Annotated in this window: 16 protein-coding genes; 2 read left to right on the forward strand and 14 right to left on the reverse strand. The window is 49.2% G+C overall.

Translation table 11 applies throughout. The features are described 5' to 3' along the window. Positions 1-26: 26 nt before the first annotated feature. The 12 genes from AC14M5_RS15820 to AC14M5_RS15875 form a co-directional block, all read right to left on the reverse strand. Entirely contained in the window at positions 27-707 is a 681-nt protein-coding gene (locus AC14M5_RS15820) for a protein-methionine-sulfoxide reductase heme-binding subunit MsrQ (RefSeq protein WP_484030654.1), read from the reverse strand. A gap of 99 nt (positions 708-806) precedes the next feature. Further along, entirely contained in the window at positions 807-1,757 is a 951-nt protein-coding gene (gene msrP / locus AC14M5_RS15825; protein WP_484030655.1) for a protein-methionine-sulfoxide reductase catalytic subunit MsrP, read from the reverse strand. 26 nt (positions 1,758-1,783) lie between these two features. Continuing rightward, positions 1,784-2,098, reverse strand: a complete 315-nt coding sequence (locus AC14M5_RS15830; RefSeq protein WP_484030656.1) for a redoxin domain-containing protein — start codon at positions 2,096-2,098, stop codon at positions 1,784-1,786. Between the two features lie 15 nt (positions 2,099-2,113). Beyond that, on the reverse strand, positions 2,114-2,332 hold the full coding sequence (locus AC14M5_RS15835) for a hypothetical protein (RefSeq protein ID WP_484030657.1): 219 nt from the start codon (positions 2,330-2,332) through the stop codon (positions 2,114-2,116). Positions 2,333-2,403: 71 nt separating this feature from the next. Further along, on the reverse strand, positions 2,404-3,630 hold the full coding sequence (locus tag AC14M5_RS15840; protein ID WP_484030658.1) for a sensor histidine kinase: 1,227 nt from the start codon (positions 3,628-3,630) through the stop codon (positions 2,404-2,406). Further along, positions 3,627-4,319: a response regulator transcription factor gene (locus tag AC14M5_RS15845; RefSeq protein WP_484030659.1), complete on the reverse strand. Its 693-nt coding sequence runs from the start codon at positions 4,317-4,319 to the stop codon at positions 3,627-3,629. The genes AC14M5_RS15840 and AC14M5_RS15845 overlap by 4 nt, the downstream gene beginning before the upstream one ends. Before the next feature lie 203 nt (positions 4,320-4,522). Beyond that, positions 4,523-4,897: an STAS domain-containing protein gene (locus tag AC14M5_RS15850; RefSeq protein WP_484030660.1), complete on the reverse strand. Its 375-nt coding sequence runs from the start codon at positions 4,895-4,897 to the stop codon at positions 4,523-4,525. Between the two features lie 34 nt (positions 4,898-4,931). After that, a complete protein-coding gene (locus tag AC14M5_RS15855) occupies positions 4,932-5,618 on the reverse strand; it encodes a cyanophycinase (protein ID WP_484030661.1) in 687 nt (228 codons plus the stop codon). Between the two features lie 3 nt (positions 5,619-5,621). Beyond that, positions 5,622-6,008, reverse strand: coding sequence for a toxin-antitoxin system TumE family protein (locus AC14M5_RS15860; protein WP_484030662.1), 387 nt, complete (start codon positions 6,006-6,008; stop codon positions 5,622-5,624). Next, positions 6,005-6,235 (reverse strand): hypothetical protein, encoded by a 231-nt coding sequence (locus AC14M5_RS15865; protein WP_484030663.1) that lies wholly within the window; start codon positions 6,233-6,235, stop codon positions 6,005-6,007. The genes AC14M5_RS15860 and AC14M5_RS15865 overlap by 4 nt, the downstream gene beginning before the upstream one ends. 41 nt (positions 6,236-6,276) lie before the next feature. Then, positions 6,277-6,672 (reverse strand): STAS domain-containing protein, encoded by a 396-nt coding sequence (locus tag AC14M5_RS15870; RefSeq protein ID WP_484030664.1) that lies wholly within the window; start codon positions 6,670-6,672, stop codon positions 6,277-6,279. 179 nt (positions 6,673-6,851) lie between these two features. Beyond that, complete coding sequence (locus AC14M5_RS15875) at positions 6,852-7,526, reverse strand: DUF4230 domain-containing protein (RefSeq protein WP_484030665.1); 675 nt, start codon at positions 7,524-7,526, stop codon at positions 6,852-6,854. Positions 7,527-7,703: 177 nt separating this feature from the next. Between AC14M5_RS15875 and AC14M5_RS15880 the strand changes: the two genes are divergently transcribed. Then, positions 7,704-8,657 (forward strand): phosphate/phosphite/phosphonate ABC transporter substrate-binding protein, encoded by a 954-nt coding sequence (locus AC14M5_RS15880; protein ID WP_484030666.1) that lies wholly within the window; start codon positions 7,704-7,706, stop codon positions 8,655-8,657. A 99-nt stretch (positions 8,658-8,756) separates the two neighbouring features. Here the strand turns inward: AC14M5_RS15880 and AC14M5_RS15885 are convergent, their stop codons facing one another. Together AC14M5_RS15885 and AC14M5_RS15890 are read right to left on the reverse strand one after the other, a co-directional pair. Then, the gene (locus tag AC14M5_RS15885; protein WP_484030667.1) at positions 8,757-9,539 is read right to left on the reverse strand and encodes a rhomboid family intramembrane serine protease; all 783 of its coding nucleotides are present in this window, start codon (positions 9,537-9,539) and stop codon (positions 8,757-8,759) included. Continuing rightward, positions 9,536-10,153: a guanylate kinase gene (locus tag AC14M5_RS15890; protein WP_484030668.1), complete on the reverse strand. Its 618-nt coding sequence runs from the start codon at positions 10,151-10,153 to the stop codon at positions 9,536-9,538. Before AC14M5_RS15890 ends, AC14M5_RS15885 begins: the two co-directional genes overlap by 4 nt. A gap of 69 nt (positions 10,154-10,222) precedes the next feature. Here AC14M5_RS15890 and AC14M5_RS15895 point away from each other — a divergent pair, with 69 nt between their 5' ends. Continuing rightward, positions 10,223-10,603 carry an FmdB family zinc ribbon protein gene (locus AC14M5_RS15895; RefSeq protein ID WP_484030669.1) on the forward strand — a complete coding sequence of 127 codons (381 nt, stop codon included), beginning with the start codon at positions 10,223-10,225 and terminating at the stop codon, positions 10,601-10,603. Positions 10,604-10,845 lie beyond the last annotated feature (242 nt).

A 10,845-nucleotide genomic window follows, 5' to 3' on the forward strand; every position in this document is an offset into this window, starting at 1 on the left:
CTAAGCCCCGCACCGAGCGGTTTCTTTTAAGGCGTATCCACCTCAGGCTGAGAATCCTTTTTGCGAGGTAGAGTCAGGCTGCGGGTCGGGAGAGAGGCGATGGCTTTTCGAATCGCAGGGATGCGGAGGGTGAGGAGAATGGCGAGCACCAGTCCATAGATCAACGGGCGGATGATGTCGCCTGATAATGAGAAGATGTCACCTTTTTTACTCCAGGCAAAATGCAATACGGCGAGCGGGGCAATGTAGTAAATAAGCTGATGCAGGCGCTTCCAGTTTTTGCCCATCCGTTTTTTCCAAATATCGAATGAAGTGAATGCCAGCGGGATGAGCATAAGAAAGGTGGTCATGCCGACCACAATATATGGCTTTTGCAAAACAGTTTGAACAATAAGGCTCCACGCCAGGCCGTAATCCAGATCCACAAAAATGATGACGTGAATGGTTGCATACATAAAGGCATACAGGCCCAGTGCGCGGCGACGCTTGAGCGGTTCGCTCCATTTGAAGACGGTGTTAATGGGCGTACAAAGCAGTGACAGCACAAGCAGGGTAATTGCATGGCGGCCTGTACGCTGCTCCAACTCCTGGATGGGGTTGATGGAGAATGTGCCTGTCATCAATTCGAAGATGATCCACAACAAAGCAGACCATGCATAAATATGAATGGCAATTTGAAGAGGGGTGTAGCGGGAAAAAAATTTCATTGGTAATAATTCATTGGTAATAAATGGAGATTTCGGAAGCCTGCCGTATCAAACTTAAGTCTTGAAGACTTTTGGTAGACCTCCGAAATCTTAAGTTGTTTAGAAATGTAAACGCAAGTCCATGCCTTCGTAGAGGCTGGCAACCTGTTCACCGTATCCATTGAAAGGCAGTGTGCCTCTGCGGGAAATTTCACCGATGCGGCGCTCACTAGCCTGCGACCAGCGCGGATGATCAACCGCCGGGTTGACGTTTGCATAAAAGCCGTATTCACTGGTTGCAACCGTATTCCATAAGGTCTGCGGCCTTTCGGCGGTCAACTCGATCTTGACAATGGCCTTAATGGATTTGAATCCATATTTCCATGGCACAACCAGGCGGATGGGTGCGCCGTTAGCCGGCAGAATGGTCTCGCCATAAACACCCGTTGCGAGGATCGCCAGATCATTCATAGCTTCGTCGATGCGCAAGCCTTCTTGATAAGGCCAGGGATAGAACGGACTTCCCTGTCCTTTCATTTCTTCGGGGCGAAAAACAGTTTCAAAACGGACATATTCCGCAGCCGAGGTCGGCTCGACCATGTTGAGCAAACTTGCAAGCGGAAAGCCATTCCACGGGATGACCATGCTCCAGGCTTCCACACAACGCAGGCGGTAGATGCGTTCCTCTTGTGGGAACAGGCTCAACAAATCTTCCACACCAAAGGTCCTGGGATTGTTGACCAAGCCGCCAACTTCTACCGTCCACGGTGTGGTGGTAAAGTCTTTTGATAAGGGAGCTACTGCTTCCTTGTTGGTGCTGAATTCATAGTAGTTGTTGTAGTTGGTTATCTCTTCATAAGTATTAGCGGGGTCACCCAGTTCATCGGTCTTGACTGGGCCTGCGTCAACGGGGGGTTCCGTGCTTTCAGCTACCGAGGGAGCACAGGATGCAAGCGCCATACTGCCAGCCACAACGCCCGCGGCTTTGATGAAGTCACGGCGCGAAAGATAGACATCCTTCGGCGTAATTTCAGATGAACGAACGGGAACGGATTTAAAAGGGTTGTTCATAAGTCTCTCCTCATTGATAAATAATTTTATGGATAAGTCTCTGCAAGTAGTATTTGAATGGCGGCTTCAGTTTCAGTATATCTTCCTTCGCCAATGTGGACGTAGCGAATGTGTCCATTCTTATCGATCAGATACAACGTAGGCCAGTAACGGTTCTTGTAAGCCTGCCAGGTAGCGCCATCATTATCCTGTGCCACGGCGTATTCGATTCCATAATCTGCAACAGCTGCTTTGAGATTTGTCAGATCCTCTTCAAAGGAGAATTCGGGGTAATGATTGCCGATGATGACGAGTCCCTGGTCACGATATTTTTGGTCCCATTCCTTCAACGAAGGAATCACATGCTGGCAATTAATTCAGCCAAAGGTCCACATATCAATTGCCACCACTTTGCCTCGCAAATCTGCAAGGCGCAACGGAGCATCCACATTCAGCCAGGTATCGTTTGATAGTTCGGGAGCAGGCCCGAGGTCCGGTAATGAAGCGTTGACAGTTGGCATAACAGACTCAAAGGATTGGGGTGTGTTCATGCAGGCGGTCAATAAGAGAATTAATCCAAGTAATAATCGTTTCATGTTCACCTTCTGGATGATGCGATTTTAGGAAAACTTCCTTACAAAAGGATTACATGAGGGTGAGAGTTATGTTAGGGTAAATTAAACGTAAAACGACTGCCCTGCCCAGCTTCGCTCTCCACCATTAGATTACCGCCATGAGCCTGCACGATCCCCTTCGATATGGCAAGCCCAAGGCCAGCCCCGCCCGTGTTACGGCTGCGAGATTTTTCACCGCGATAAAAACTTTCAAAGATATGAGGAAGATCCTCTTTACGGATTCCTTCGCCCGTATCTGAAACGGTCACTTCCACGCCTGAGCCTGTGCGCCGCGCAAGGACTTTTATCTCACCCTCGCTTGGTGTATGCCGAAGCGCGTTGCTAATCAGGTTATTCAGCACGCGCCCGATGCGCTGGGTATCCATGATAACGGGGTCAATATTTGCATCCACACTGCCTTCAAGTTTTACCTGCTGACGGGCGGCCAATTCAGTAAAGGATTCGAGTGTGTCGGAAATGAGATCTGCAAGCGATGATTTTTCGCGGTCGAGCGGAATACCGCCAGCGTTCAACTGCGCCATTTGGAAGAGGTCATCTATCAGGGCGGAAAGGGAGCGCACATTAAGCTGGGCAGTATTTAAATAACGCTTGATCGTATTCGGGTCATCCACTACTTCATCTTCAAGGGCTTCCAAGATCGCGCGGATCGAAGCCAGCGGTGTTTGCAGGTCGTGTCCCACCCATGTGATCAAGTTCGCGCGCAATTTTTCAAGTTCACGTTGTTTATGATCCACCGCTTCAAGTTGTTCCGCCATTTGGTTAAAGGTTTGCGCAAGCGAGGTTATTTCATCACGCCCATGCACAGGGACGCGGGTTTTCAAATCGCCTTCGGCCAATTTTTCAGCCGCATTCTTCAGCAAATGCACCCGGTCTGTGATGGTGCTTGAAAGAAAATATCCCAACGCCATCGCCATACCGCTTGCAAAGACAAGCAGGACGATGGCTAGCAGCAGGTCATGCTGGCTGGCAAACATCATCTGTGCCGAGAACCAAACGTTAAAAAAAGTCAGCAGGCTTGATAAAGCGTATCCGCCCAGAAGAGACCAGCGCAAAGTCGGCGAGAGCGACATCCACCCGAAGCGATAGGCGAAATAACCGGACAACGCAGAGACAAACGCTGTAAGGCCGAGGAAGAGCGCCATCAATCCCAACTCGTATAATGGCGGCGCCATTAACATATTGAAGATGACCAGCGAGATCACGAAGATCAGCAAAACGCCGATCATAAAACGGGCGATCAAAGTAATGGGTGTTTTCATGGTTCGAACTTGTACCCCACGCCCCATACGGTGAGCAAGTGTTTTGGCGAAGACGGGTCGCTCTCGATCTTTTCACGCAGGCGGCGCACATGCACCGTTACGGTTCCGGGGTCAATATATTCCGCGCCGCCCCATACACGCTCGAGCAATTGATCGCGTGTAAAAACCTGTTTGGGATGACGCGCCAAATGATATAGCATGTCGAACTCTTTTGCGGTCAACTCGATCTGCGACTCCTTCACCATCACAATGCGGGTCAGCGAATTGATGGTGAGGGAATCGAAGGTGATATTCTGCTCAGACTCCGCCCCGGCCTGCTCCCGCCCCGTGCGCCTTAACACAGCCCGAACACGGCTCACCAATTCCTGTGGGCTGAACGGCTTGACCACATAATCATCCGCGCCCATCTCAAGCCCGGCGATGCGATCTATCTCTTCGCGGCGCGCAGTCACCATGATGATTGGCACATCTGAACGATCCCTCAGCCAGCGGGTTAAGGATAGCCCGTCCACTTCTGGTAGCATCAAATCCAGAATCACAAAGTCCGGTATCTGCTTTTCGAGGATATTCATGGCCTGTTTGCCATCCGAGGCAATTTGCACTTGAAACCCGGCACGGCTTAAATAAAGACTCACCACCTCTGCCAGGCTTGGCTCGTCCTCAACAATAAGGATGCGTTGTTCGTTCATAAGTGAAATCATACTTGATTATTGAAGGGAAGATATTAATAAATCCTTACGGCTGACGGGAGAGTTCATACTTCCGAGCCTATTGAAAAAACTCTTCTTAACACGAAGGGCACGAAGTACACAAAGGAATTCATTTAAAAAACAAACTCACCCGCGAAAATAATCTTCGGGGTGAGTCAGGTTTGAAATCCAAAAGGATGAATCTATTCCTTAAACGAATCCAATGCAGCCTGTGTGGTTTCGTAATTTGGGATGTTCTGCAAAAAGCCTGTGATCCCAAGCACGTGATACACCTGCGGAGGCGCATTGCATAACTTCACACGCGCAACTTTGTATTGTTCATCCTCAGGCGTAAATAACTTATATACTTTTTGAATGGCACGCATACCGGCGCTGGTAAGCGTATCCACTTCGGCAAGATCTAACAGCAAAAAACGCCCACCCTCATCATATGCCTGTCGCGCCGCTGTGAGCAGCAGTTCCTCGCTTTGGGCATCCAGCCAGCCGCGCAAATGCAGCACGGTGACCGGTACATTCGCCTGCATCAATTCTTTTGTGATCTTCAAAGTTATATCCATGGCTCCTCCAGGTTGGACGAATTATATGTCTGATTTATGAGAATGAGAACCTTTCGCCTCTTCCGTAACGGACAGTTGATCCGCTCCGATACAGCGTGACCTCCCCTGCGCCATACACCTGCCATTCGCCCTCCGTATCGGTCACCATGCCAGTATGTTCGTCTATGCCAATTAATATTGCGTCAGGTAACTGCTGTGCAAGCTGCTTCGCCCATGCTTTGCCGTAATTATTATGATGGGGCAATACACAAGTATTAGGAATTAAATTCAGGCCGCGCAATAATTTCTTTTCATACGGGTCGTAAAAATGTTCGCATAAGACCATCGCGCCCGCGCTACTGCCCGCGATCACCCCGCCTTGATGATATACATCCAGCACAGCCTGCCAGCAGGCGCTATCCGCAAGTGTCTTTTCCAGGAAGTGGGGAAAACCTCCCAGTAAATAGATCAGGCGTGAGGTTCGAATGAAGGCGGCGAGGGAGACGTCATTTGCGCTGGCAGAGTCGATCACATCCACAGTGAAAACGTTTTTTGCACCGAGGCTTTTGAACCAGCGGATTCCATTATTCCCCGCTCTTTTATGATTGTTATCCAACGCGGCGGCGGTGGGGATGATACAGATCGGCGCATCCAACCCACCCGCCAATTTAATGGCATGCAAATCGGGCGCGGACATCTGCCCGCTAAACTCCGCGCCGCCTGCCAGTAAAAGATAACCCATAGGTTATAAACGAGTTAAAAAACTTTCGATTTCACTCAAAACTTGAGCGAGTGTAGGCTCTTGCGTGGCTGATAGCACATCGCGAGAGCCGCTATGTTTATGATGTGGGTGTGTGCGAATTTCTGGATGATGAGGCGCGTTGTCATAGCGAAAAACACGTTTCCCATCCTTTATGAACGTGTACGAATAATGAATTTTGACAGGATAGCCTAACTCCGTGCTAACCACTTCATACAAGTCGAGATAACTTTCCTCCCAAAATAAAACCCGGCATCGAACCAGACCATTATAGTCATCCGATGCCAGGCAGGTTACTTGACCTTGAATTTCCGCACCTTTGATTCGGCGCAGACTGCGCTCGATCCCCGAAAAGTAATCCCCAATTTTCATCCAGCCAGAGCCATATCGTTTCGCATGAACTTACGTACAGGGAGTGAGGTCAGATAGAGATGATAAATTCCAGCCCACATCATGAACTCGTCATCGTCGCCCAATTTGCCTTCCGAATAGCGGTGAAAAAATTCAATCGTGGAATAACCAAACTTCCGCTCGTATTTTTCCAGCATACGAGTGAGTTCGCTAAAATCCACTTTTTTAGGTTTGAGAATTTTACTCATAACAAAAGTATATCATAGCCGTTTATGCTTGTGAATTTGACTTAAGTTGAAAACGAATCAAGCGCTTCCTGCATGGTTGGGTAAATGCAAATGCTTTGCAAAAAGCCTGCAATGCTCAACACATAATGGACCTGCGAGGAGGGCTGAGCTAATACGAAGTATGGTGACTTGAAAGTTTCATCTGCATGTTCAACGTGCCAGGTCTGAATTTCATCGTTCGGGGTGAACATTTTATAAATGGTATGCAAGGCGCGTAAGCCCGCGCTCGTCACCATGTGCACCTGACTCATATCAATGATCAAATTGCGCGAGCCAGAATCAAGCACGGCCTGCGCGGCATCAACCGCAAGCTTTTCAGTCTGTCCATCCAAATGGCCTTCGAAATGCAGGATGGGTACGGGCCCTTCAGTCTTTGTGATCTTCAGTATGTCTGTCATTTACTAACCTCCATTTCAAGAGAGCGGTTAATCTTGCAGGCTTGGTAACTCTTTCCTGTTCTGCTTTCAACCGGGATTTTTAACGCAAAGCCAGAAAGAAAACATTAAATCTTAGCGTCTTGGCGACTTTGCGTTAAGTTCTGCGCGAATTCTGCAAGATGGCAGCTCGGGTTCACATCCTAAAAGCCGGGGTCAAATATCACTGCCTGATATCCCAATGCAGTAAAGAACTTGAGCAGATACGCCTCTGCGTTCCGTTCACCCTGCACAAGGATGCCATCTTCCAGCGCGGCCTTGCGGATCTCATCTTCTGCCGTTTGGCGGGCCAGCGTTTCAAGGTCTACATTGCCCCTGGTGAGCAAACCCGTGTCACGGTCATAGACGTAGGATTTTTCGTTATCCAATGTGGCAATAAAAATCTCGGTGGGAGGCAAGCGCACATACAGCACACCATTCTCCAAACGCATATCACCGGGCTGTAATTTTTCCATGTCTATGCCTGCGATCACGATGCCATGTGCCACGAACAGTAATTTATCGCCGAACGCGAAGCCAAATGTTCCCTGCCCTACTTCGGCAGTGATTACTTTTTCCACACTATATTGAATGGTCTCCAGGCGAGCCAATGCGCGGATTTCATTGATATACGTGACCGGGTCGGGTATGATCGTAGGTGTGGGATTCATCAACTGCGAAACCTGGGTCTGCAATGACTCATTGGCCTGGTTAATTCCCTGGAACGGAGCTGTGGCTGCCGCCGCACTCTCGCGAACGGTCTGTACGATAAAATAGACGCCAGCCGCCAACACCACTAAAATCAGGATGGACATGATCGTGTTGAAAGTATTCTTCATTTTCGTCCTTTCTACCGCTTATTAATAAACTCTAAAATTCTGGTTTGGTGATTCACGCGGTATTTTGTTTCCTTGTCTTATTATAGCAATATCATTATGATTGCGCGCAACCATTCTTCAAAGATGAAAAAAATCTTAATTACGCTATCCCTCGTTATTTTTGGATGTTCATTCCCTATGCAGGTGACTTTGGGGACTCCCACGCCGGTTCCAACGCCCACGCAGACTCCTGCCCCCACCCAAACGCCTCCCGCCACGCCCGAGCCTGGCACTGAACAAAATCCATTGATCCTGGCCCTGGCCCCTTCCACACACCCAACCGATGAGACCATCACAGCGGGAGAGTCAATCGCAGCCTTCATTGAATCCCACACCGGCTATCGGATTGTGACCGTCATCCCAGCTTCCGAGCAAGTGCTGGTGGATGCTTTCGACAAAGGCAATGCACATATTGGATCTCTCTCACCCTATGCCTATCTGCTGGCGCGTGACAATGACTCAGTCACAGCCGTGCTGGCAAGAGTACGTGACGGCGGTACATTCTATGGTGCGCAGATCATTGCCAACCGCGATAAAAATTTCACATCCTATTATGATGCGGCTCGCGGCGAAAACACGATAGACGCCTCCATCGCTTTGAAGCAATTTGAAGAAAAGAAAGCCTGCTGGAGCGATGAGACTTCGCTCTCAGGGTATGTAGTGCCGTTCGGATTGCTGAATCAGGCTGGGGTGCAGATAAGAAGCGGAGCATTCCTCGCAGGTCAGCCGAATGTGGTGCGCGCGGTCTACGTGGATGACATCTGCGATTTCGGCGCGACCTTCGTCGATGCCCGCGACCTGCCTGCGCTCGAAGCGGATTATGCGGATGTGATGGAAAAAGTGATCGTCATTTGGCGAATCCCCAATGTCATTCCATATGAAAATATTTCGATTGCAAATTCCCTGCCGATTGAAATGCGCCGCGTGATCCAGCGCGCCTTTATTGACCTGATGCTCACGCCCGAAGGCAAGGCCGCCATACAAACTGTTTACGGCATCGATGAATTTCAAGTGATAGAAGATGCCGCATATACAGAATTTGCCGCCTATGTAAAGGCCTCGAAACTGGATTTATTGAGTCTGATTGAATAGTCAAGACAATCCGCAGATTTAGCAGATGACGCAGATTTTTCTTTCAATCTGCGTCATCTGCGGATGAATTAACGATTTTCGTTGTTTCGAGTAACGGCTTTATTTAAAGAACAATCCCCAAATTGCCAACCCACTAAAAATAAGAGTAACAAGGCCAAGACCTGTAACGATCTCACGTGATTCGCGTTGATCCACCAAAGTCATTTCGGGAGGTATGCCTGTTACCATCCAACGCGGACCGGCGAACCAGGTAAAGATCGTGCCGCCAAGCAGGCCGCCAACGTGACCCCAATTGTCGATACCGGGCGATAAGCCAATGAACAAATTGATGGCAATGATGAAAATCGTATTGCTGATTGCCTGCCGCGCCTGACTGCCAAATAACTCGCGGTTTTGATAAAAGAAGATCAGCTCTGCCCCGATCAGCCCAAACACAGCGGTGGATGCACCGACTGAATATCCGCCTTCACTGGTGAAGAGAAAGGAAAACACGTTCCCGGCAAATGCACCCAGAAAATATAACAGCGCGAACCTGCCATGCCCAAGCTGCCTTTCCATAAAAGACCCTATCGACAAGAGTGCATACATATTAAAGAAGAGATGCGGAACGGAACCATGCAGGAAGGCAGGTGTAATGAAGCGCCATAACTCGCCTGCGCGGATGGCGTCATTGAAACGTGCGCCATAGACCTCAAGCCAGTCTATTTCATAGATGGCGTAGCCCCAGAGCAAAACACTTGCCTTCTGCAAAAGATAAACGAATACAGTAAAGCCGATCAGAGCATACGTTACGGTGGGTGCTAAAGATGGAAAGGCGATGCGAACTGTTTGGGTTGTAGGAGCAGACTCGGGATTAAGCGGCGAAGCGGGGGTTTGATTCATAAAGTCACCTGGCGATGATGTACGCGTAAATGTTCCGAAGTAATAATGGCCCGTACCTTTCCAACGGTATCATCCAAATGAAAATCATGGTTGACGATCACATAATCGAAGGCTTCTATTCGCTGCAATTCCTTGCGTGCCGTGGCGATCCGCAGTGATAAAGAGACAGCCGTTTCAGTCTTGCGCTCACGTAAACGGTGCTCCAATTCATCTTCGCTTTCACAGGTAATAAAGATCAACAAAGCCTCAGGGGCAAGCTTGCGAACAGATTCGGCTCCCTGCACATCCAGGCGCATCACCACATCCTTGCCGCTTGCAAGCGCCTCGCGCACCTGCGCCTTTGGAATGCCCTTGTAATCACCATACACCATCGCATATTCGATCAGTTCATTCTCTTCGATCATGCGCGCAAATTCATCCTTTGAAACGAACAGGTAATCCTTCCCATGAATTTCGTTTTCACGCTTTTCACGTGTGGTGGCGGTCACCACAAAGTGAAACGGAAATTCGCGTTCTATCATGCGTTGCACGATTGAATCTTTGCCGACGCCAGACGGCCCGGATATAACGATTAAAAGCGGATGGGATTTGCGGAGTTCGAATGTATTGGGCATTTATGTATTTTACCAAAGAGGACGAGCCGCTTCTTGCGTCCCCCAGCCTGATTCGGTTAAAATAAGCCTATGCCCACTTATGACTTTATCTGCAATGCCTGCGAAAAACGTTTTGACGTATTCATGACCTTCAGTGAATATGGAAACAAGCTTGTGAATTGCACACACTGTGGAAGTGACAAAGTCCGCCGCCGCATGACGAAGGTGCGCATTGCTAAAACCGATGACAGCCGTCTCGAATCAATGGCAGATGATTTCTCGGGTTTTGAAGGCCTGGAAGATGACCCCAAAGCCCTGGGCCGAATGATGCGAAAAATGGGCGGCGAAATGGGCGAAGACCTGCCAGCAGAATTTGACGAAGTGGTGGATAGGCTGGAAGCCGGTCAGAGCCCTGAAGAAATCGAATCTGTCCTGCCCGATCTGGGCGAGGACAGTTCAAGCGACGAATAGCTCGTTCCAAGAACCCATCAACACAGAAACATAAACTATATTTCTCTACACACACCCGTCATTGCGAGGGCGTTCTTGCCCGTGCCCGACACTTGCGCCGTACGCCAGTGCGGTGAGCAATCCCAGCTACAATTCTGAGATTGCTTCGCTGCCAAAAGGCAAGATCGGCATCTCGCAATAACGGAAAATAGAGGCTTGTGCTGTAGAGAGAATTATATAGAAACTTAAAGATCTGATCCTTC

Source organism: Candidatus Villigracilis sp. (assembly GCF_057083605.1).